This window comes from Serratia sp. TSO36, assembly GCF_057808395.1.
In genome coordinates, this window is sequence record NZ_JBJZOU010000013.1 from 66,102 (window position 1) to 88,808 (window position 22,707).

20 protein-coding genes are annotated in these 22,707 nt (G+C 61.6%); 15 read left to right on the forward strand and 5 right to left on the reverse strand.

Going from position 1 to position 22,707, the window contains the following annotated elements; translation table 11 throughout:
* Positions 1-103 precede the first annotated feature (103 nt).
* The 7 genes from ACK3CV_RS12270 to ACK3CV_RS12300 all read left to right on the forward strand — a co-directional run bounded on the left by ACK3CV_RS12270 (position 104) and on the right by ACK3CV_RS12300 (position 9,796).
* Positions 104-1,378, forward strand: coding sequence for an HlyD family secretion protein (locus ACK3CV_RS12270; RefSeq protein ID WP_164141103.1), 1,275 nt, complete (start codon positions 104-106; stop codon positions 1,376-1,378).
* Complete coding sequence (locus tag ACK3CV_RS12275; protein ID WP_164141101.1) at positions 1,371-3,470, forward strand: peptidase domain-containing ABC transporter; 2,100 nt, start codon at positions 1,371-1,373, stop codon at positions 3,468-3,470. The genes ACK3CV_RS12270 and ACK3CV_RS12275 overlap by 8 nt, the downstream gene beginning before the upstream one ends.
* Before the next feature lie 227 nt (positions 3,471-3,697).
* On the forward strand, positions 3,698-4,753 hold the full coding sequence (locus ACK3CV_RS12280) for a P1 family peptidase (RefSeq protein ID WP_033648254.1): 1,056 nt from the start codon (positions 3,698-3,700) through the stop codon (positions 4,751-4,753).
* Between the two features lie 16 nt (positions 4,754-4,769).
* On the forward strand, positions 4,770-5,594 hold the full coding sequence (locus ACK3CV_RS12285; RefSeq protein WP_033648255.1) for a M55 family metallopeptidase: 825 nt from the start codon (positions 4,770-4,772) through the stop codon (positions 5,592-5,594).
* 205 nt (positions 5,595-5,799) lie between these two features.
* Positions 5,800-8,022 (forward strand): xanthine dehydrogenase family protein molybdopterin-binding subunit, encoded by a 2,223-nt coding sequence (locus ACK3CV_RS12290; protein ID WP_164141100.1) that lies wholly within the window; start codon positions 5,800-5,802, stop codon positions 8,020-8,022.
* A complete protein-coding gene (locus tag ACK3CV_RS12295) occupies positions 8,022-8,480 on the forward strand; it encodes a (2Fe-2S)-binding protein (protein ID WP_033648257.1) in 459 nt (152 codons plus the stop codon). The genes ACK3CV_RS12290 and ACK3CV_RS12295 overlap by 1 nt, the downstream gene beginning before the upstream one ends.
* A gap of 11 nt (positions 8,481-8,491) precedes the next feature.
* The gene (locus tag ACK3CV_RS12300) at positions 8,492-9,796 is read left to right on the forward strand and encodes a cytochrome c (protein ID WP_164141098.1); all 1,305 of its coding nucleotides are present in this window, start codon (positions 8,492-8,494) and stop codon (positions 9,794-9,796) included.
* A gap of 36 nt (positions 9,797-9,832) precedes the next feature.
* Here the strand turns inward: ACK3CV_RS12300 and ACK3CV_RS12305 are convergent, their stop codons facing one another.
* Positions 9,833-11,002, reverse strand: coding sequence for a cupin domain-containing protein (locus ACK3CV_RS12305; protein ID WP_164141096.1), 1,170 nt, complete (start codon positions 11,000-11,002; stop codon positions 9,833-9,835).
* Positions 11,003-11,563: 561 nt separating this feature from the next.
* On the opposite strand from ACK3CV_RS12305, the gene ACK3CV_RS12310 reads away from it, so the two are divergent.
* From ACK3CV_RS12310 to licT, 3 genes are read left to right on the forward strand one after another with little or no spacing between them, the layout of a single operon-like run.
* Complete coding sequence (locus ACK3CV_RS12310; RefSeq protein WP_164141094.1) at positions 11,564-13,420, forward strand: beta-glucoside-specific PTS transporter subunit IIABC; 1,857 nt, start codon at positions 11,564-11,566, stop codon at positions 13,418-13,420.
* Positions 13,417-14,832: a glycoside hydrolase family 1 protein gene (locus tag ACK3CV_RS12315; RefSeq protein WP_164141092.1), complete on the forward strand. Its 1,416-nt coding sequence runs from the start codon at positions 13,417-13,419 to the stop codon at positions 14,830-14,832. The genes ACK3CV_RS12310 and ACK3CV_RS12315 overlap by 4 nt, the downstream gene beginning before the upstream one ends.
* Positions 14,833-14,852: 20 nt before the next feature.
* Complete coding sequence (licT, locus tag ACK3CV_RS12320) at positions 14,853-15,695, forward strand: BglG family transcription antiterminator LicT (RefSeq protein ID WP_033634478.1); 843 nt, start codon at positions 14,853-14,855, stop codon at positions 15,693-15,695.
* Here the strand turns inward: licT and ACK3CV_RS12325 are convergent.
* Positions 15,680-16,594: a LysR family transcriptional regulator gene (locus ACK3CV_RS12325; protein ID WP_043147444.1), complete on the reverse strand. Its 915-nt coding sequence runs from the start codon at positions 16,592-16,594 to the stop codon at positions 15,680-15,682. The two genes, licT and ACK3CV_RS12325, sit on opposite strands and share 16 nt — an antisense overlap.
* A gap of 103 nt (positions 16,595-16,697) precedes the next feature.
* On the opposite strand from ACK3CV_RS12325, the gene ACK3CV_RS12330 reads away from it, so the two are divergent.
* Entirely contained in the window at positions 16,698-17,264 is a 567-nt protein-coding gene (locus tag ACK3CV_RS12330; protein WP_033634481.1) for a chromate transporter, read from the forward strand.
* Positions 17,261-17,782: a chromate transporter gene (locus ACK3CV_RS12335; protein ID WP_033634482.1), complete on the forward strand. Its 522-nt coding sequence runs from the start codon at positions 17,261-17,263 to the stop codon at positions 17,780-17,782. Before ACK3CV_RS12330 ends, ACK3CV_RS12335 begins: the two co-directional genes overlap by 4 nt.
* Before the next feature lie 4 nt (positions 17,783-17,786).
* Here the strand turns inward: ACK3CV_RS12335 and ACK3CV_RS12340 are convergent, their stop codons facing one another.
* Entirely contained in the window at positions 17,787-18,140 is a 354-nt protein-coding gene (locus ACK3CV_RS12340; protein WP_164038416.1) for an AprI/Inh family metalloprotease inhibitor, read from the reverse strand.
* A gap of 410 nt (positions 18,141-18,550) precedes the next feature.
* On the opposite strand from ACK3CV_RS12340, the gene ACK3CV_RS12345 reads away from it, so the two are divergent.
* A complete protein-coding gene (locus ACK3CV_RS12345; RefSeq protein WP_164038420.1) occupies positions 18,551-20,167 on the forward strand; it encodes a serralysin family metalloprotease in 1,617 nt (538 codons plus the stop codon).
* Between the two features lie 43 nt (positions 20,168-20,210).
* On the opposite strand, the gene ACK3CV_RS12350 is transcribed toward ACK3CV_RS12345, so the two are convergent.
* Entirely contained in the window at positions 20,211-20,861 is a 651-nt protein-coding gene (locus tag ACK3CV_RS12350; protein WP_033634484.1) for a dihydrofolate reductase family protein, read from the reverse strand.
* A gap of 69 nt (positions 20,862-20,930) precedes the next feature.
* A complete protein-coding gene (locus ACK3CV_RS12355) occupies positions 20,931-21,932 on the reverse strand; it encodes an alpha/beta fold hydrolase (protein ID WP_164141090.1) in 1,002 nt (333 codons plus the stop codon).
* Positions 21,933-22,166: 234 nt separating this feature from the next.
* Here ACK3CV_RS12355 and ACK3CV_RS12360 point away from each other — a divergent pair, with 234 nt between their 5' ends.
* Both ACK3CV_RS12360 and ACK3CV_RS12365 read left to right on the forward strand, forming a co-directional pair.
* Positions 22,167-22,598 (forward strand): DcrB-related protein, encoded by a 432-nt coding sequence (locus tag ACK3CV_RS12360; protein ID WP_060430042.1) that lies wholly within the window; start codon positions 22,167-22,169, stop codon positions 22,596-22,598.
* A gap of 31 nt (positions 22,599-22,629) precedes the next feature.
* A partial coding sequence (locus tag ACK3CV_RS12365) for a hypothetical protein (protein WP_489009860.1) occupies positions 22,630-22,707 on the forward strand: 78 nt, incomplete at its 3' end.

Sequence of the window (22,707 nt, forward strand, 5' to 3'; positions counted from 1 at the left end):
AAGGGATGGTTTGTAATGCAGATTCACTGACGTTCCGCTTGTTTGATTACCAATGCAATAGCCTGTGAATTTGAATATTAGCTTTCAATAAGGGACGCTGATCATGTTTCGCCAGGAAGCGATCGATAATCAGAAAATGAAATGGCGTGGTCGGGCCATCCTGCTACCCGGTATTCCCTTTTGGCTCACGGCAGGGCTCTGCCTGTTTTTTCTCATTGCTTTTCTCACCTTCGCCATCGCCGGCACCTATACCCGGCGTGTCAACGTGACCGGCGAAATCAGCACCTATCCCCGGGCCGCCAACGTCTATTCCGCCGTCCAGGGGGTGGTGGTCAAACAATTCGTCACCGAAGGGCAGGTGATCGCCGCCGGCGCGCCCATTTACCAGATTGACGTCAGCAAAAGCACCCGCAGCGGTGTCGTCAGCGATAACCAGCAGCGGGATATCGACGGCCAGCTGGCGCGCATTGCGCAAATCATCAGCCGGCTGGAAAGCAGCAAGCAGGCCACGCTTACCATGCTGGAAAAACAAAAGGCGCAGTATACCGCCGCGTTCACCCGTTCAACCGACATCCTCAAACGCGCCCAGGAAGGGATACGCATCATGAAGGAAAATATGGAGAATTACCGGCACTATCAAACCAAGGGATTGATCACTAAGGATCAGCTCACCAACCAGGTGGCGCTGTATTACCAGCAGCAGAACAACCTGCTGGGTCTGTCCGGCCAGAACGAACAGAATTCGCTGCAGATCACCGCGCTGGAAAGCCAGATCCATATCCAGGCCGCCAACTTCGACAACCAGATTTACCAGATGGAGCTGCAGCGCCACGAGCTGCAGAAGGAGCGGCTCAACATTGATGCCGGCGGGGCGATCATCGTTCGCGCGCTGGCCGACGGCCGCATCGATTCGCTGAGCGTCACGGTTGGCCAGATGGTCAACGTCGGTGACAGTCTGCTGCAAGTGATCCCCCACAATATCGCTCACTACGCCCTGGTGCTATGGGTGCCCAACGACGCCATCCCCTACATCGCCGCCGGTGACAAAGTCAATGTGCGTTATGACGCCTTTCCGGCGGAGAAATTCGGCCAGTTTGCCGCTACGGTATCCGTCATCTCCAAAGCCCCGGCCTCACCGCAGGAAATGCTGACCTACCAGGGGGCGCCCAAAGCGGCGCTGACCGCCGCCGTGCCGTACTACAAGACGATCGTCATTCCGGAAAAACAGGTCATTGCCTATGACGGTAAACGTCTGAGCCTGGAAAACGGCATGAAAGCGCAAAGCACCCTGTTTTTGGAAAAAAGGCAGATTTATCAGTGGATGTTGTCACCGTTTTACGAGATGAAACACAGCGCGACGGGGCCGATCAATGAGTAAGCCCACGTTCAAACAGCGGATCAGCCAACTGGATCTGCGGCTGCGCCACCGGGTTCCGATGGTGCACCAGACCGAGTCGTCAGAATGCGGGCTGGCCTGCCTGGCGATGATCTGCGGTTACTATGGTAAAAACGTCGACCTGATCGCGCTGCGCCGGCAGTTCAGCCTGTCGACCCGCGGCGCCACGCTGACCGGGTTAACCGGTATAGCCGAACAGCTGGGCCTGGCCACTCGCCCTCTATCACTTGATATTGACGAGCTCAGCGCGCTGAAACTCCCCTGTATTTTGCACTGGGAGTTCAACCATTTCGTGGTGCTGGTCAGTATCAAGGGGCACCGCGCGGTGCTGCATGATCCGGCGCGCGGGCGCCGGGCCGTCAGCCTGACGGAACTGTCGCGCAGTTTTACCGGCGTGGCGCTTGAGGCCTGGCCCGGCAGCGCCTTCACCGCCGACAGCGTCCGCCACCGCATTCACCTGCGCGCGCTGATTGGCAGCGTACACGGTCTTAAGGGGGCGCTCGGCAAAATCTTTTGCCTGTCTCTGGTGTTCGAAACCATCAACCTGGTGATGCCCATCGGCACGCAGCTGGTGATGGATCACGCTATTCCCGCCGGCGATCGCGGGTTACTGACGCTCATCTGCGTTGGTCTGATGCTGTTCATCCTGCTGCGGGCAGCTGTCGGCATGGTGCGCGCCTGGTCCGGGCTGGTCATGTCGACGCTCATCAACGTGCAGTGGCAATCCGGGTTGTTTACCCACCTGTTGCGCCTGCCGCTGGGCTACTTTGAACGGCGCAAGCTGGGTGACATTCAGTCGCGCTTCAGCTCGCTGGATACGCTGCGCAGCACCTTCACCACGAGCATTGTCGGCGCCATCATGGACGGCATCATGGTGATCGGCGTGCTGGTGATGATGGTGCTGTATGGCGGCTGGTTGACCTGGGTGGTGATTGCGTTCACCGCGCTCTACGTGCTGATGCGGCTGCTGACCTACGGCTATTATCGCCAACTGTCCGAAGAAGCGCTGGTCAGGGAGGCCCGCGCCGGCTCGTATTTTATGGAGACGCTGTACGGTATCGCCACCGTCAAGATGCAGGGCATGGCGGAACGTCGCATTGCCCATTGGCTCAACCTTGAAATCGACACCATCAATACCGGTATCCGGGTCACCCGCATGGACATGCTGTTTGGCGGGATCAACACCTTCATTGCCGCCTGCGATCAGGTCGTTATTCTTTGGCTGGGAGCCAGCCTGGTGATCGATAACCAGATGACCCTCGGCATGTTCGTGGCGTTCGGCGCCTTTCGCGGGCAGTTTTCCGACCGTATCGGGTCTCTGACAGATTTTTTGCTGCAGCTGCGCATGATGAGCCTGCACAACGAACGTATTGCCGATATCGCCTTGCACCCACGAGAAAACCGTAAACCGGACCTTCCTTACGCGGCGGGCCTGCAACCTTTGGGATTGACGACCCATGCCCTGAGCTATCGTTACGACAGCCAGTCACCGGCGGTCTTTGATGCCTTGGACATCAGTGTTGCGCCGGGCGAGAGCGTGGCCATCGTGGGCCCGTCGGGCGCCGGCAAGACCACGCTGATGAAGGTGCTGTGCGGGTTGTTTCCCCCGGACTCAGGGCGGGTTGAGGTGAACGGCGTCGATATCCGGCAGCTTGGCATCAACAACTACCACAAGATGATCGCCTGTGTGATGCAGGACGACAAGCTGTTCTCCGGCTCGATCCGGGAAAATATCTGCGGGTTCGCGGACGAGGTGGATGACGCCTGGATGGAAGCCTGTGCCCGCGCCAGCTATCTGCACGACGTGCTCATGCGTATGCCGATGGGGTATGAAACCCCGATCGGCGAGCTGGGGGAAGGATTGTCCGGCGGGCAGAAGCAACGCCTGTTCATTGCCCGGGCGATTTACAAGAAGCCGGCGATTTTGTTCCTGGATGAGGCCACCAGTGCGCTGGATAAGGAGAGCGAAGCTGTGGTGAATCAGGCCATCAAGAGACTCAATATCACGAAGGTGATCATTGCCCACCGTGAAACGACCATTGCGTCGGCAGATCGGGTCATACATTTTGGATAAGGGGGGATATCACCAGCGGCACCGGCCGTTAACCCTGTTTTGCCCCCTAAAAACCCAATAAGCTCAGGCCTGCGGGCCGCCAAAATGGTCCCCCACATGCCGGCGAGTTGGTCCGAACGGCGATGGGGCAAGGCTATTTTTTCTGCCCGCTCCGGTTTTCAATTTACTGGGCGCTTACATTGCGCGATATTCTGGTTTTCTGATGGGCTAAGGCGGATGAGGGAACCATGACGGACAGCCAGGCGTTTGAACAACAAAGCCTCGACAATCTGCTGAGCTATTGGCGGCGCCATCGCCGCCTGCCGGGCGCACGCTATCCGGCCGGCCCAACCGACACCCTGTGCGACGTGCCGGGCGTCAGCGTCGGGCATCACACCTTGGCCGACGGCGAATGCCAGACCGGCGTTACCGCCATCGTGCCGCCGGGCGATCTGTTCAACCAGCCGTTGCCGTGCGGCAGCGCGGTGCTCAACGGCTTCGCCAAACCGCTGGGGCTGGTGCAGCTGAACGAGCTGGGGGTGCTGCAAACGCCGATCCTGCTGAGCAACACTTTCGCCGTCGGCACGCTGTTCAATGCCATGGTGCGGCGCAGCTGTCTGCGCTACCCGCAGATCGGCCGCGGCAGCGCCACCATCAACCCGCTGGTGCTGGAGTGCAACGACGGCTACCTCAACGATATTCAGGCGATGGCGGTGCGTGAGGAGCACGTCTTCAGCGCGCTGGATAACCATTCCACCCGCTTTGCGCGCGGCAGCGTCGGCGCCGGGCGCGGCATGAGCAGCTTCGGCCTGAAAGGCGGCATCGGCACCGCCTCGCGCTATTGCCCGGGGCTTGGCACCACGCTCGGCGTGCTGGTGCTGGCCAACTTCGGCACCCTCGACTCGTTGACGCTGAGCGGCGTGCGCGTTGGCCAGGCGCTGGGCAGGCTGCTGGCGGATCCGCCGCCGCAGGTGGACGCCGGTTCGGTCATTATCATCATCGCCTGCGATCGGGCGCTGGACAGCCGCCAGCTTAACCGCATCGCCCGCCGAGCGGGCGCGGGCCTGGGGCGAGTGGGCAGCCATTGGGGGCACGGTTCCGGCGATATCGCGCTGGCGTTTTCCACCCGGTTGCTGGGGGCGACGCTGCCGGACGAACGGCTGGAGCCGCTGTTTGCGGCGGCGGCGGACGCCACCGAATACGCGGTGTTGGATGCGTTGCTGAGCGCCGAGGGCGTTAGCGGTTTCCAGCGGCACGATCGCATGGCGCTGGGCCCGCTGCTCGATCGGCTGGCGGAAAATTAAATAACGGGAGCGTGATGTGAAAGTCTTTATCTCTGCGGATATCGAAGGTATCGCCGGCGTAATGCGGCCGGAGCAATGCAACCCGGCCCATGCCGACTATGCGGCGGCGCGCGAGCTGATGGAGCAGGAGGTCAACGCGGCCATCGACGGCGCTTTCGCCGGCGGGGCCACCGCGGTGACGGTGGCCGACAGCCACGCCATGATGCAGAATCTGCGCGCCGATCGCCTCGATGGGCGCGCGCGCCTGGTGCAGGGTAAACCGCGTGGGCTGTCGATGGTGGAAGGGCTGCAACACCAACGTTACGACGGCCTGATGTTCATCGGCTACCACAGCGCCGCCGGCGAGCATGGCGTGCTGGCGCATACCATCAACGGCCGGGCCTTTTACCGCGTCAGCCTGAACGGCGAAGCGGTGGGCGAAAGCGATCTGTACGCGGCGGCGGCGGCCGAGTTGAACGTGCCGCTGTGGCTGGTGAGCGGCGACGACGAGCTGCAACGCTGGGTAGCGGAACGTTACCCGCACGTCGGCTATGCCTGCGTCAAGCGTGCGATCTCGCAAACCGCCGCCGAATCGCTCAGCCCGCAGCGGGCGCGCGCCGAGATCCGCGAACGGGCAATGCAGCAGGTGCGCCAGGGCGGGAAGCTGCCGGTGGAGCGCCGCTTCATGCCGCCTTATCGGCTGACGCTGATGGCGGCCAAACCGGTATTGGCGGATCTGTTCAGTCTGGTGCCCGGCGTGGAGCGCCAGGACGCGCTCACCGTGGCCTTCGACAGCGACAACATGGCGGCGCCAATCCGCCTGCTCAGCGTCTTTTCGTATCTGGCGACGACGCAGAATTGATGCACGATGTGCGGGCTACCCGCCCGCAGCGCACGATTGCTCAACGAAAAAATCCCTTATCAAGATTAGGCCTGCTGGATAATAGGCTACGCTAATTATTGCTCTGTTGCGCTATGTCACCCGACGGGCGCAACAACCCATTCCCATAACAAGATTTGTTTCGCCGAAGGCAGTGACGCCTTCGGCTTTTTTGGAGTCATGAGCAATGAGCATATCCCAAGTTCCGCTTTCGCGGCGGCGGTTTATCGTCGGCGCCGGGGCGTTGGTGATCGGCGCCTATCTGCCGTCCACCGGCGCGCTGGCGCGGTCGAATGCCCAGGCCGCCTCCGGCGCGGCGGCGTTTGACGCCAACGCCTTCGTTCAGATCGGCGCCGACGGCGTCGTCACCGTCATCAGTAAACACACCGAAGTGGGCCAGGGGGTCTATACCGGCATGGCGACGCTGGTTGCCGAAGAGCTCGATGCCGACTGGGCGCGGGTGCGGGTCGTCGCCGCGCCGGTGGACACCCATATCTACAAAAACCTGGCCTTCGGATTCCAGGGCACCGGCGGTTCGAGCTCGGTGGCCAATGCCTATGAGCAAATGCGCCGCATGGGCGCCATGGCGCGCGCGCTGCTGGTGCAGGCCGCCGCGCAGAGCTGGAAAACCTCGGCGCAGGAAATCACCGTGCAGGCGGGCAAGATCCGCCATGCCGCCAGCGGACGCGAAGCGGGCTTCGGCGAATTCGCCGCGCTGGCCGCCACGCTGCCGCCGCCCGATCCCGCCAGCCTGACGCTGAAGGATCCGGCCAATTTCACCCTGATCGGCAAAACGCGCGGCCTGCATCGCGTCGATTCGCTGGCGAAAACCAACGGCAGCGCGCAGTTCTCGCAGGATATCCATGAGCCGGACATGCTGACCGTCACCATCAAGAAGCCGCCGCGCTTCGGCGGCAAGGTGGCGACCTTCGACGCCGAACGGGCGCTGGCGGTGCCGGGGGTGGTAGCGGTGAAGCAAATCGCCACCGGCGTGGCGGTTTACGCCAAAAACACCTGGGCGGCGATCCAGGGGCGGGAGCGGCTGAAGGTGACGTGGGACGATGCGCAGGCCGAACGGCGCAACACCGAGGAGATTTACGCCGAATTCCGCCAGGTGGCGCAGAAAACCGGCGTGGTGGCGAAGAGCCACGGCAAGCTGGACGAGGTGTTCGACAAGGCTGACAAGGTGATCGAGGCCGAATACACCTTCCCGTACGTCGCCCACGCGCCGATGGAGCCGCTGGACGGCTATCTGTTCTGGGACGGCGAGAGCGTCAAGGCGCGCTACGGCTGCCAAATTCAAACGCTCGATCACAAGCAGCTGTGCGATCTGTTCGAGTTGCCGCCGGACAAGGTGCAGATTGAAACCATTCTGGCGGGCGGCAGCTTCGGCCGGCGCATCGATTTAGGCAACCCGACGCTGGGGCCGGATCTGGCGGCCGACATGGCGGCGGCGGCCAAGGGTATCGGCCCCGGCCACGGCGTGAAGGTGGTATGGACGCGCGAGGACGACATCCGCAATGGCTGGTATCGCCCGATGATCCTGCACCGCCTGCGCGGCGCCATTCGCGGCGGCAAGGTGGTGGGCTGGACCGATACCGTGGTCGGCCACTCCTGGACGCGCCACAGCGCGATGGATGCGCTGGTGGTCAACGGACTCGATCAGATGATGGTCGAGGGCGCCAGCGAAGTGTCATACACCTTCGAAGCCTTCCGCTGCGATGCGCACATCGTGCCCGGCAAGGTGCCGACCACCTCGCTGCGGTCGGTCGCCAGCACCCACACCGGCCACGCGGTGGAGAGCTTTATCGATCAACTGCTGCAGGAAACCGGCCAGGATCCGGTCGAAGGGCGGCTGGCGCTGATGGGCGACGCGCCGCGCGCGGCGGGCGCGCTGCGGGCGGTAGCGAAAGCCGCTGACTGGCAGGGCGCGAAAGTGGTGGACGGGCGCGCGCGCGGCGTGGGCGTCGCCAAGGCGTTCGATACCTATGTGGCGCAGGTGGCCGAGGTGTCGATCGGCGAAGGCGGCATCCCGAAAGTGCACAAGGTGTGGTGCGCGGTGGACTGCGGCGTGGCGGTGAACCCCGATGTGATCCGCGCGCAGATCGAGGGCGGCATCGGCTACGGCCTCAGCATGGCGCTGTACGGCAATATCACGCTGAAAGACGGCGTGGTCGAACAGTCCAACTTCAATAACTTCCGCCCGCTGCGCATCGATGAGATGCCGGAGATCGAAGTGATCATCGTGCCCTCGAGCGAGAAACCGACCGGCGTGGGCGAGCTGGGGGTGCCGACCATCGCCCCGGCGGTCGGCAATGCGCTGGCGCTGCTCGGGCGGCCGCGCACCTCGCTGAGCCTGCCGCTGCATAATCCCACCGCGAACCCGGCGTCTGACAAGGAGAGAACCTGATGATTCAATTAACCGTAAACGAGCAGCCGCTGACCTTCGAGGGCGATCCGCACATGCCGCTGCTGTGGTTCTTGCGTGACGAAGCCGGCCTGACCGGCACCAAGTTCGGCTGCGGCATCGCCATGTGCGGCGCCTGCACCGTGCATCTGGACGGCGTGCCGGTGCGGTCGTGCATGACGCCGATTTCGGCCGCCGTCGGCAAAAAAATCACCACTATCGAAGCCGTGGGCGCCACGCCGGAAGGCAAGGCGGTGCAGGAGGCCTGGCTTGATCTGGACGTGGTGCAGTGCGGCTACTGCCAGTCCGGCCAGATCATGAGCGCCAGCGCGCTGCTGGCGCAAAGTAAAAATCCGAGCGATGCGGACATCGACGCGGCGATGGGCGGCAACGTCTGCCGCTGCGCCACCTATGTGCGCATTCGCGCCGCCATCCACCAGGCCGCCAAGGCGTTGGGTTAGGGAGAGATGCGATGAGCAACGCCTTGAAAGGGCTGTTATGGCTGATTATCGCCGTGGTGGTGTTGGCGGGAGGATATGCGCTGTACACGCTGCTGCGGCCCACCGGCGCGGAGCCTGCGGCGCCGATCGCCGGAGCGCCGGCCGGCATCACCGATAAACTGGCGCGCGGCGAGTACCTGGCGCGCGCCGCCGACTGCGTGGCGTGCCACACCGCGCCGGGCGGCACGCCGTATGCGGGCGGCTTCGCCTTCAAACTGCCGTTCGGCACCATTTACGGCACCAACATCACCGCCGACAAGGAGACTGGCATCGGCAACTGGAGCGACGATCAGTTCGTACGCGCGGTGCGTGAGGGGATCGGCCCGCAGGGCAACCTGTATCCGGCGATGCCGTACACCTCCTACACTGGGCTGAGCCGCGACGACGTGCTGGCGATCAAAGCCTATCTGTTCAGCCTGCCGCCGGTGAAGCAGGCCAACCCGCAAAACGATCTGTCGTTCCCGTTCAATCAGCGTTGGGGCATGAAATTCTGGAACCTGGCGTTCTTCCATGAGCAACGCTTTACGCCGGATCTCAACAAGGACGAGCAGTGGAACCGCGGCGCCTATCTGGCAACTGCGCTGGGCCACTGCGGCGAGTGCCACACGCCGCGCAATCTGGGGTTCGGCCTCAACCAGAGCAAGCACCTGAGCGGTGAAGTGGTGCAGGGCTGGTTCGCCGCCAACATCACGCCGGACAAACAGACCGGCATCGGCGGCTGGAGCGACCAACAGCTGTCGCAATATCTGGCCACCGGCCATGCGCCGGGGCGCAGCAGCGCCGCCGGCCCGATGGCGGAAGCGGTGGAAAACAGCCTGCAGTTCCTGACGCCGGAAGATAATCTGGCGCTGGTGAAATACCTGCGCGATATCGAACCGATCGCCGGCGACGCCGCCGCGGCGGTGAATCTGCAGCCGAAGGGCGCGGGGGCTTCCACCCCGATCCTGCCGGGCGGGCAAGAGCAGTCGCTCGGGCGGCGGGTGTTCGCCAACGACTGCAGCGGCTGCCACCAGTGGAACGGGCCGGGCCGCCAGAGCGAGTACGCCTCGCTGGTGGGCAGCACGGCGGTGAACGATCCGCAGGGGCGCAGCGTGGTGCAGGCCATCCTGAAGGGGACGAGCATCAGCATTGGCGATCGGCATGAGATGATGCCGGCGTTCGGCAGCGCCTATTCCGACGAGGAAATAGCGGCGGTTGCCAACTTCGTGGTCGGCCATTTCGGCGACAAACAGGGCAACGTCACCGCCAAACAGGTGGCGGAGCAGCGCAAGCAGTAAAGAAAGCGGCGAGGGAGCTTCTCCCTCGCCGTGGCGTCAGCGGCTGCGCCGCGACATCACCCGCTTGTCTTTCGGCCGATCCTGCCAGTCCTCAACCTGATTATTGAAGTTGTCCGCCAGCAGGTAGGCCGGGGTTTTCGCCAGCCAGTCGGACAACGAAATATCCTGATAAATGCCGTTGTCCATCACGATCAATACCTTCAAATCCTCATCGCCGATGTTCTCGATGTAATGGCCGAAGCCCTGCGGCACGTAACCGACGTCCGAAGGGGCGTACTCTTCCGTCTGCGCGTGGCCGTGTGAGCTGAACACCGTCATGCGGCCTTTGCCGGCAATATAGTATTGCCATTCGTTGGCATTGGGGTGCCAGTGCAATTCCCGGATCGCGCCGGGTTTCACGATCTCGATGATGCCGGTCATGGTGGTGGAAATGGGAAATTCTTTCGATGACACCAAATGGACGCTGCCGGCGTCATTTTCAAAGAACGGCTTTTGCTTCATTAATTCATAGCGATGGGTCAGCGGGGCGTTATTTAATCCGCCGTCGTTTTTCGGCAATGGCAGGGCGGGCGGAACGGCGCCGCCAACAATATAGGCCTCACCCTGTTTGGCCTTGGAAAATACCGCCGCCGGCATGTCGACGCTTTTTTCCAATACCTCTTTCGGCATATGCGCCACCCAATCGGTGATGCTGAAGGTGCCGAATTCGGAGAAGTGGCCGTTATCGAATGCCAGAATAAAATGCGCGCCGTCCGCCAGCGCCTGAATGGAATGGCCGTAGCCTTTCGGGAAATACCACACGTCGCCGGGGCCGAAATCCGCCACTTCGCATTTGCCCTCGGGATCGAGGATGGTGATGCGCGCATGGCCTTCCAGCATAAACGCCCATTCGGCGGCGATGGCGTGCCAGTGCAGCTCGCGCACGCCGCCCGGCTCCAGCGTCATGTCGACGCCCGCCACGCCTTCGGAGATTGGGAATTGCTCGACGGTGGCTTCGCGCGCCCAGCCGCTGGGCAGGCTGCGTTTTTTGCTGTCGGTGAATTTGTACTTATAGAGATGCTGCGCATTAGCAGGCGGCTGATAGCTGCTGGGCGGCACGATATTGCCATGGTCGTCGGCAGCGGCATTTTTAGCGATGCCGCCGATCATGCCGGCGGCGGCCGCGCTGACGGCGGAGACTTTCAATATATCACGACGCGATAGCATAGCATTTTCTCCAATATAAAACCGTGCGCCTGCAGAGGCAGGCAACAGGGAAGGCGCGATCGCCATTAAAATGATTTTTGTCATCGGCGGGAATAGGCTGTGACCCTTAAATCCTAGCGGCTGGAATTTATTGTGTAGGCGCTTATTTGTTTGCGTTTGTTACTAAGTGAGAGCGGGTTTGATTATTCATTGTTAATCTATATAGTCATTGGGCTGAATTAAATTTTCCCTGCGATTAAATAAATGAAGCGTCAATGAAACACGTTATTTTTGGGCGTTTTTCTCCGATTGCGCTATAGGCGTGCGCAAAAAGCGTGCAGTGGCGACATTGCAGTGCATTTACGCTAAATCGTGACGCCTTTCACAACGCTGACGCGTGGCTATTGCCGAGTATTCGCAAGTATGGCGATACTTTTAGCGCGGTCGAAAAGATCGCACACCCATTTTTATTGCGGCGTGTTACTGCTAAAGCAGGCAAGACCAAAATAGGAATGCACTTCTCCTTGTGACGAGGCGCATTTCCATTTTGGTCTTTTTTTTTGCATTTTATCGGGGAAAACGATGGACTATCAAAAACTTGGCTTAGAAATACTGGCGCGGGTCGGCGGTAAAGGCAACGTCAGCAAGCTGACGCACTGCGCGACCCGTTTGCGCATGGAATTCAACGACGACAGCAAAGTGGATTCGAAGGCGATTGAAGCCCTGCCGGGCGTTATCAGCGTGGTCGTGCGCGGTGGCCAGTTTCAGATCGTGGTCGGCAATAACGTGCAGCAAACGTTCCGCGTGTTGCAAAAAGAGATTGGCCAGCCGCAAACCGGTGCTCAAAAGCAGCAGCCGAAAGGTGGCGTGGTGTCACGGATTATCAGCGTGATTTCCACGACCTTTACCCCGGTGATCCCAGCCATTACCGGCGCGGGGATGATCAAGGCGCTGCTGGCGATCCTCAAGCTGGCTGGGGCGATAGATCCCGCCGGCACGACCTATCGATTGCTGGATACCGTTGCCGATGCGGCCTTTTTCTTCCTGCCGGTGCTGTTGGCTTACGGTGCCGCGATAAAATTCGAGTGCAATCCTATCCTGGCGATGACCCTCGCCGGCGCCTTGCTGCACCCTAATCTGGCTCAGATGCTGGCGGCGGGCACCGCGATTGATTTTCTCGGCATTCCGGTGCGGCTGGCGGATTATGCCGGCTCGGTGTTGCCGATCATTTTTACCGTGTGGCTGATGTCCTATATCGAGCGGTTTGCCGAGAAGGTTTCGCCGACGATGATCAAGTTCTTCACCAAACCGATGATTGTGCTGCTGGTCACCGCACCGCTCGCGTTGGTGGTGGTCGGGCCGTTCGGCATTTTCCTCAATGACATGGTGGCCGCCGGGGCGGCGATCGTCGATGGCAAGGCCAGCTGGCTGATTCCGATGTTGATGGGTGGGCTGCAGCCGTTTTTGGTGATCACCGGCACCGCCTGGGCGATGACACCGATCGCCACCGGCCAATTGACCAGGAACGGTTTTGAGATGATTAACGGGCCGGGCATGTTGGCATCCAATATTGCGCAAGGCGCGGCGACGCTGTGTGTGGCATTCCGCACCAAGAACACGAATTTGCGCCAGTTGGCGTCCTCCGCAGGTTTTACCGCGCTGTTGGGGATCACTGAACCCTCGCTGTACGGGGTGACGCTGAAACTGCGCAAACCGTTGATCGCGGCGATGATCGGCGGCGGCTGCGCCGGCATTTACGCCGGGTTGAGCGGATTGGTGCGCTATGCCTTCGTTTCTCCTGGCCTGGCCGCTTTGCCGGCGTTTATCGGTGAGAACCCGATGAATATCGTGCATGCGCTGATCACTTGCGCCATTGCCATCGTCGTGACCTTTGCCCTGACCTGGATCCTTGGCTTCGACGATCCGATCGAGGAGGCGAACGAAGAGACTCCGGTGGCGGCGGCCGACGAGGTATCGCCGGTTTTCAGCCCGCTGACCGGCAAAGCCGTGACGTTGGATCAGGTCAACGATGACGTCTTCTCCCAGGGCTTGTTGGGCCAGGGTATGGCGATCATACCCTCGGAAGGCGTGCTGCGTGCGCCGCTGGACGGCGAGATCGTGACTTTCCTGCCGTCAAAACATGCGGTAGGCATCAAGGGCGACAACGGTGCGGAGCTGTTGCTGCATATCGGTATCGACACGGTAAACCTGGGGGGCCAACACTTTGACTCCGAACTCCAGGTGGGCGATCGCGTCAAGGTCGGCGACGAGCTGGTGCGTTTTGACATCGGCGCGATCGCCGCACTGGGCTTCGATCTGACGACGCCGGTCTTGGTAGTCAACAGCGAAGCGTTTCAGGTTCAGGCGTTACCTAAGCCGCATGGCGTTCATGCCGGTGAGACGATTATGGCGCTGAAGGCCAATAAGGAGCCGGCATGATTTACCGACGCTTGCACGATTTTCCCGCCGAGTTTCTCTGGGGCGCGTCGACTTCCGCCTATCAGGTGGAGGGCGCATGGAATGAAGACGGCAAAAGCCCGTCGATCGTCGATATGCTCGAACATCCCGCAGGCACGGCGGATTTTACGGTGGCCAGCGATCACTATCATCGCTTTCGCGAGGATGTGAAGCTGTTCGCTGAACTGGGATTAAAGGCCTACCGGTTTTCGGTTGCGTGGACGCGCGTATTGCCCGATGGCGTCGGCGAAGTCAATGCGCCGGGGCTGGCGTTTTACCGGCAATTGATCGACGAACTGTTGGCGCACGGCATCGAGCCGGTGGTGACGCTGTACCATTTCGATCTGCCTTATGTGCTGGAGCAGCAGGGTGGCTGGTCCAATCGCGCCACCATCGACGCTTTTGTCGCCTACGCCGGCGTGCTGTTCGATGCCTTCGGCGATCGAGTGAAGTATTGGCTCACCATCAATGAACAGAACACCATGATCCTGCACCCAGGCGCCATCGGCACCCCCAAAGGCGGCGGGTTGCCTGACAAGCGGACGCTGTATCAGCAGAGTCATCATATGTTGGTCGCTCAGGCCAAAGTCATGGCATTATGCCATCAGCGCTGTCCCGGCGGGAAAATTGGCCCGGCGATCAATACCACCTCGATGTATCAGGAGACCTGCAATCCGCTGGATGCCATTGCCGCTCATAACTGGGAGACGCTGCGCTGTTGGAGTTTTCTCGATGTGGCGGTGCATGGCCGCTATAACGCCCTGGCCTGGCGTTACCTCGAGGATCGGGGGTGGGCGCCGGACAGCGAGCCGGAGGACGCGGCGCTGCTGTTGGCGGCACGGCCGGATTATGTGGCGATTAATTACTATTCCACCGCCACGATCGCCGCCAGCCGCGGCGACGGTTCAGACGTGAGCGCACGCGCCGGCGATCAGCAAATCATGCTCGGCGAACCGGGCGTGTATCGTGCGGCGGAAAACCCGTTTGTCGGCAAGACGCGCTACGGATGGGTGATCGATCCGGTTGGCTTGCGCTTAACGCTGCGCAAAACCTTCGAACGCTATCACCTGCCGATACTCATCACGGAGAACGGCATTGGCGCGCCGGATGAATTGCGGGCGGATGAGACCATCGACGACGACTATCGCATTGAATTCATGCGACAGCATGTCGAACAGATGCGGCTGGCGATCAACGACGGCGTCGAGCTGCTCGGTTACTGCCCGTGGGCGGCGATTGACGTCGTCAGTACGCATCAGGGCTACGTCAAGCGCTATGGATTTATCTACGTGAACCGCGGAGAACGGGATCTTAAGGATCTGCGGCGCATCAAAAAACGCAGTTTTGACTGGTATCGGCAGCTTATCGCCGCCAATGGCCGGTTAGGCAAATAAGCAAGGTGACGGCCGAGACGATGAAAGTCATTAAGGTTCTCAACAACAGTCTGGTGTTAACCGCGGACGACGATAACCGTGAAGTTATCGCCATGGGCAAGGGAATTGGCTTCAACAGCAAAACCGGAGACGAGATCAACCCGGCCGCCATTGAGAAAGTGTATGTGGTGCAGGAGGGGCAAAAGGGGCGCGATTACCTGCGGCTGATTGAAACTGCCCCGACGGAACACATTGAAATTGTGCAGATGATCCTCAGTGAGGCCAACCGCCAACTGAACGGCAACATTAATGAACAGATTTTCTTTACGCTGGCGGATCACATCAGTTTCGCTATCGAGCGTCATCATAAGGGCATTGCCATCCAAAACCGCCTGCTGTTCGAGGTGAAACGCTTCTACCCGCGAGAGTTTGCGGTGGGGCTGCAGGCCCTGGCATACATTAACCAGCGGCTGAATATCCATCTGCCCGAAGAGGAAGCGGGCAATATCGCCTTCCATCTGGTCAACGGCCAGACCGAAGTGCAAAACATGGAGCACACGTTGCTGGCGGTGAAGATGCTGAAAGATGTTTTCAATATCATCAAGTATCACTTTCGCATCAATATCGACACCGATTCGCTGAACTATGCGCGCTTTTTGGTACATATGCAGTTCTTTATCCAGCGCATGATCGACGGCAAGCAGATGGCCTCGAAGGCCGATTTTCTGTTTGCCCAGATGACCGCGGAGTACCCGCACGCCTATCGCGGCGCGCTATTGATCCGCGATTACGTGAAGAATCTGCTGCAAATGGAGATGTCGAACGATGAGCTGCTGTATTTGATGATCCACCTGACGCGCATCACCGATCAGCCGGAGGCCTGAACCGCTTCGGCAACCAGTTCGCGAAAGCGCTCGACGATCGGCGAAGCCGGGCTGCGGCGCAGCGCCAGGTAAAGCGGGGCGCTGAGCTGCGCCTCTTCGGCGAGGGTGCGGTAGACGATGCCGTCACCGCCCAGCCGCCGCATCGAGCCGGGCACCACTGACAGCCCCAGTCCGGCGCCGACCAGGCTGAGGGTGGCCGGCAGGCGCGGCGCTTCCTGCACGATGCGCGGGCTGAAGCCGGCGCGGTGGCAGGCGGCCAGGATGGCGTCGTACAGCCCCTGGCCGGCCGGGCGGCGATAGAGAATAAACGCCTCGTGGGCCAGTTCGGCCAGCGGCAGCGGTTGCTGCGTCTCATGCGCCAGCCGGTGGCCCAGCGGCAGGGCGACGATCATCGGCTCGCTGAGCACCGGCTCCACGCTCAGGCCGGGAATGCCGCTGGCCGGTGAGCGCACGAAGGCGGCGTCGAGGCGCTGTTCCAGCAACGCCTCCATCAGTTCGCCGCTGCCGGCTTCTTCCAACTGGGTGGTGATGCCCGGCAGGATGTCGCGGTAGCGGCGCAGCAGGTTGGGCACGAACGGGTGCAGCGCGGCGGAACTGGTGAAGCCGATGGCGATGTGCCCTTGCTCGCCGCGAGCGGCGCGCTGCACCGCTTCGCGCAGGCGTTCGGCGCGCGCCAGCAGGGCGCGGGCCTCTTCGAACAGCACGCCCCCCGCTTCGGTGACGCGCACGCCGCGCGGCAGGCGCTGCAACAAAGTTACGCCCAGCTCATCTTCCAGCCCCTGCAGCAGGCGGGTCAGCGGCGGCTGCTGGATAAACAGCCGTTCGGCGGCGCGGGTGATGTTGCCTTCTTCCACCACGGTGACGAACGCCCGCAGGCGACGCAGTTCGATCATAGCCATACCTCAAAGGTATCTTTGGTTGTTCAGGAATGCATTAGACATCATGGCACGGCGGCGCGCATGATACCAGACATCAAAACAAGCGATGTGGAATGGCAATGTCATGTCAGATATCAATACGTTAAAACCGCACCCGGCGGCAGCGCCGGGCAACGCGGAGCTGTTTGTGGGCTTTCTGTGGCTGGGGCTGATCGGCTTCGGCGGCGTGCTGCCGTTGGCGCGCAGCATGTTGGTGGAGCGCCGGCGCTGGTTGAGCGGCGAACAGTTCACCGAGCTGCTCGGGCTGTGCCAGTTCCTGCCCGGCGGCAACGTCATCAACCTGTCGGTGGCGGTGGGCATGGAATTTCGCGGGTTGCGCGGCGCGCTGTGCGCCTTGCTGGGCCTCATCAGCGCGCCGACGGCGATCGTGGTGGGGTTGGGCGTGGTGTACGCCCGCTTCCAAAACGATCCACATGTGCAGCATGTGTTCGCCGGGCTGGCCGCCGCCGCCGCCGGGCTGCTGCTGTCGACCGGGATCAAGATGCTGCTGCCGCTACGCGGTAAATGGCCGGCGCTGGCGATCGTCGCGCTGGCGCTGATCGCCATCGCCTGGCTGCGCCTGCCGCTGTTGCCGACCATGCTGGTGCTGGCGCCGCTGAGCATTCTGCTGATGTGGCGGTGGCCGTCATGAGCGGGGTTCTGATTGCGCTGGCGCTGATCTTCACCGAGCTCTCGCTGCTGGCGTTTGGCGGCGGCATGACCATTCTGCCGGAGATGCAGCGGCAGGTGGTGGAGGTGCATCAATGGATGAGCGCCCAGGAGTTCAGCGCGCTGTTCGCCATGGCGCAGGCCGCGCCGGGGCCGAACATGATGATCGTGCCGCTGGTCGGTTGGCACGTGGCCGGATGGGCGGGGCTGCTCGTTTCTTCGGTCGCCAAGTTCGGGCCGTCTTCCATCGTTACGCTGCTGGTGATGGGCGCCTGGCGGCGCTTTAAGGATCGCCCGTGGCGCCGCATCGTGCAGGCCGGGCTGGTGCCGCTGACCGTGGGATTGGTGGCGGCCAGCGGCATCTTGATCGCCGAAGCTTCCGCGCCCAGCTGGCGGCTGGCGGCGATCGTGGCGCTGGCGACGGGATTGAGCATGAGCAAGCGCCTCCATCCGCTGTGGGTGCTGGCGGGCGGCGCGCTGCTCGGGTTGCTGTTCGCCTGAGGGATTAGCGCGGGATCAGCATAAAGCGTGAAGGGCCGTTGCGGTCGATCAGCTCATAGCGCTTCGGCGCGGTCAGGGCCAGAAACGCCACCATGCCGCCTTCGGCGTCGGTCAGCGTCATGCCGTCCGGCGTCGGCCGCCAGGCGACCGGCAACGTTTGCAGCGCCAGCGGCTGCAGGCACTGGGCGGAGGCGCTGAAGCGGAAGGCGTTGGTGTTGGCCACCACTTCGTCGCTCAGCTGCACCTCGCAGACGGCTTTACCGTCGCCGATGGCGGCGAGCTGCCAGTCGCCCTTCAGCGCGGCGGGTTCCAGCAATGGCAGTGAACTGCCCAGGGCACTGCTGCACAATACGCTCATAACGACTCCCGTCAGGCTGGCGCGGCGCAAGGCGCGCATAAGAAAAAAGGTTGGCATCGGGTCACTCCTTTCGGCTTTCCGTTCACACTTTAGCACGTACCCCCGTGATCATGAGGGAAGGATTAGGTTTTTTAATCCTCGATTATTCTGATCTAACCGGCGATAAAATGCGCAAAAAGACGAATAATTAACCCGTTAATGCACTTATTTTTCTCATTAATATAGTGAGAATACAAATTGTTACGAGTATCTTCATCTCAATGCCCGGTACGGTGAAGCCAGGCCGGGCGGGCTCGCGCCGCCGGGGTGAGTCACTATACTGGTCATTCCTAAGCCTTGGCTTAGATTAGAACGACTGATGAATAGTCTTACAAAGCGAGTGGGTTCCTATTGTGTAAAAGGAGAATACAATGAGCAGTCGCCACAACGACATTTTGCAAGATGATGATGAGTTCACCAGCCTGGCCGCCACATCCCCCAACGATCATAACTATCAATTTTACTATCACCAGCCCGGCAGCCCCTATGACGGCTTGGGCTACGGCGCGCTGTTTACGCTGGACAACGCCAACCTCTACAGTAACCAGCGCGGCGGGGCAGCCATCAACAACCTGGGCAAAATCCGCGATAACTTCAGCTTCGATCGCGCCGCCGATCAGCTGACGCGGCCGGGCCTGACGCACAACGGCGATCAGGTGTATCACCAGCCGGTGGCGCTGACCTATTCCTTCCTGACGCAGAGCGCGCTGAACCGCATCGGCCAGACCGGCGACGGCGACAAGGGGCTGCAGCCGCTGACCCAGGCGGCGCAGGCGCAGGCGCAGAAATCGATGCAGGCGTGGGCCGACGTGGCGAACGTGACCTTTACCGAAACGGCGTCCACTGATATCAACCATCGCGCGGACATCACCTTCGCCTACTTCACCCAGCGCGCCGACGGCAGCACCGCTGAGGGCAGCGGCCCGAATGCCATTAATGCTTACGCCTATTACCCGCCGAGCTCCAAACCGGGCAGCGATAACGCCTTTGCCGGCACGGTGTGGTTCAACAAGAACTTCGCCACCCATCAGGCGCCGGTTAGCGGCGATTTCAGCAGCCAGACCTTCACCCACGAGCTGGGGCATGCCCTGGGGCTGGCGCACCCGGGATCTTATGACGCCTCGTTGGGCAACCCGAGCTACCAGAACGACGCGGCTTACTATCAGGATTCGCTGCAATACTCGATCATGAGCTATTTCAACGCCGGTTACACCGGCGCCGACACCAAAGGGGTGTATGGCTATGGCCCGATGGTGGATGACATCGCCGCGATCCAGAAATTGTACGGCGCCAACATGAACACCCGCACCGGCGACACGGTGTACGGCTTTAACTCCAACACCGGGCGCGATTTCCTGACCGCCACGGCGGACAACGGTAAACCGGTCAACTTCGCGGTGTGGGACGCCGGCGGCAACGACACGCTGGACTTCTCCGGCTACAGCCAGCAGCAGATGATCAACCTGAACGACGGCGCGTTCTCCAGCGTCGGCGGCGGCACGCAGAACGTCGCCATCGCGCGCGGGGCGATCATCGAGAACGCCATCGGCGGCAGCGGGCGCGATGTGATCATCGGCAACGATCAGGACAACCTGCTGGCGGGCAACGCCGGCTCCGACATCCTGTACGGCGGCCTGGGGGCGGATCATCTGTGGGGCGGCAAAGACGCCAACAACTTCACCGACTATTTCGTCTATCTCAACGCCAAAGAGTCGACGGTGGCGGCGTTCGACGTGATTGAAGACTTCGAGCACGGCATCGACAAGATCGATCTCTCCGGCCTGCGCTTCAACAACAGCCTGAGCGAGCTGCGCTTTATCGACAGCGGCAGCGCCTTCAGCGGCCAGAAGGGCGAGATCCAGCTCAACTTCGACGCCTTCAACGGCACCACCGATCTGCTGATGAACACCCAGAGCAACAGCTATGCCGCCGACTTCAAGATCCACGTGGTCGGGCAGGTGGAGCAGAGCGATATTCTGTTTGCCTGAGGGCGATGCAGGAGAAAGAGAAAAGGGCCGAACGGCCCTTTTTTTACGGCTGGGCCGCCGCGGCGCTTTCCGCCACGAAGGAGCCGGTTTTCACCTCACCGGCGCGGCGGTAGTGGGCCACGATCACGCCGCCGGGCGAGACCACCGATTGGGCCAGCGTGAAGGCCGCCGGCGCCGCGTTGTCATCGAACAGCCTTTTGCCGCCGCCGAGCAGCACCGGGTAGGTGAGCAGGCGCAGTTCGTCCACCAGATCGTTGGCCAGCAGCTGTTGCATCAGCGTGCTGCTGCCCTGCACCAGCAGTACCGGCCCCTGCGCGCGTTTCAGCTCGCGCAGCCGGGCAAGGATGTCCCGCCCCAGCCACTGGCTGTTCTGCCACGTCAGCGTCTCGCCGTGGTGGGTGGCGACGTACTTGGTGGCCTGATTGAACACGCGGGCGATATCGGCGGATAACGGGTCGGCCTCGTCGGTGATCTGCGGCCAGTAGCCGGCGAAAATGTCGTAGGTGCGCCGCCCCAGCAGCAGATCGAACGGCGCGGAGAAAAGATCGCCCATCGTTTCCGCAATGGCGTCATCCCAGTAGGGGGCTGTCCAGCCGCCGAAGCGAAAGCCGCCGCTGCGGTCTTCGTCCTGCCCGCCGGGCGCCTGCATCACGCCATCGAGGCTGACGAAGGCGCTGGCAATAATCTGTCGCATGGCTGTCTCCTGCCGTTGAGTGCCAGCTGAAAGTTTAGCCGCCGCGCGGCGGCTGCGCCAACCGGCCGCTCAGGGCTGCAGCGCCTTGAGCAACGCCTGGTGGAAACGCTCCGGCTCCTCCATTTGCGGCGCATGGCCCAGCCCGGCGAACTCGATCAGCGTGGCGTGCGGGATCAGCTTCGCCGCCTGTTTGCCTAACACGTCATAATGCCCGATCCTGGCCTTGACCGCCGGCGGGGCGATATCGCTGCCGATGGCGGTAGTGTCGGCGGTACCGATCATCAGCGTGGTGGGGGTTTGCAGATCCTTGAACTCGTAGTACACCGGCTGGGTGAAGATCATGTCGTAGATCAGCGCCGAGTTCCACGCCACCAGGCGATGGCCCGGCCCGTTGTTCAGCCCGGCCAGCATATCCACCCAGCGATCGTACTCCGGCTTCCAGTTGCCGCCGTAGTAGGTGCGCTGCTCATAGTTGCGGATACCCTCGGCGGTGGTGTTCAGCTCGCGCTCGAACCATTGATCGACGCTGCGCCACGGCACGCCTTTCGCCTTCCAGTCCTCAAGGCCGATCGGGTTGACCATCACCAGCCGTTCCACCGCCTGCGGGTACATCAGGCTGTAGCGCGTGGCCAGCATGCCGCCGGTGGAGTGGCCGATGACGATGGCCTTGCTGATGTTCAGATTCTGCAGCAGGCCGTGGGTATTTTGCGCCAGCTGCTGGAAGCTGTACTGGTAATGCGCCGGCTTGGTGGAGGAGCAAAAGCCGATTTGATCGGGCGCGATGACGCGGTAACCGGCCTTGCTCAGCGCCTTGATGGTGTCCTGCCAGGTGGCGGCGCAGAAGTTTTTACCGTGCAGCAACAGCGCGGTGCGGCCGTTGGCGGCGCCTTCCGGCGGCACGTCCATATAGCCCATTTTTAACGGCTGCCCCTGCGAAGTGAAGCTGAACTGCTGCAACGGGTAAGGGTAGTGAAAACCCTGCAGCTCCGGGCCGAACTTCGGCGTTTCGGCGGCGGCGGGGAACGCGGCCAGCGTGGCGCACAGCAGCGCGCGACGGGTGAATCTCAGCATCCTGATCTCCTGAAAAACGGACGATAGCCGAGTATAGCCACAATCAGGGCGTCGGCGCGCCAGCAGTTTCAGATAATTCTGTAATGTTACGGCCCGATCCCGGGCAAGGTTCCGGCCACGGCCTTGTACACAGTGAACGCGGTCACGCCGCGCAATATTGGCGGTGCCTGATGGTTTTATTTCAAGGCTAAGTTATGCGATGCTTAAGCATTATTTATGCAAAAGGATCCTCGCATGTCCGCTTTATCCCGCTGCGCTTTCAGCGAAGGCAGCGTCGCTTTGCCGGAAGGCTATGCCGATCGCACCGTCAACGTGCTGTTGGCCGGCGATGATGTTTCCCCCTCAATCAATATTTCCCGCGATGGGCTGCAGCCGGCGGAAAACCTGGAAGGCTACGTCACCCGCCAGCTCGATGCGTTGGCGCAGGGCCTGAAAGGCTGGGCGTTTAAAAGCCGCGAGCCGGCGACGCTGGGCGATGGATTAACCGCCGGTGAATGGGTGCGCGCCAGCTACCTGCGCGACGGCAAGCGCATCTGGCAAAACCAGGCGGTGTTCGCGCTGGCGGAGGGCCGGGTGCTGGTGTTCACCCTGGCGATGGCGCGCAAGCTGACGCCGCAAGACGACGCGCTGCTGCAGCAGGTGCTGAGCAGCTACCGGGCGGCCTAACGATGAACTCTTTGCGTAAAAGGACCTTACGATGACCGAAGCGGCTCGCGTCGGCGATACCATCGGGCATTCCCATGCCCTGGCCGGCATGATTGCCGGCACGATTGTC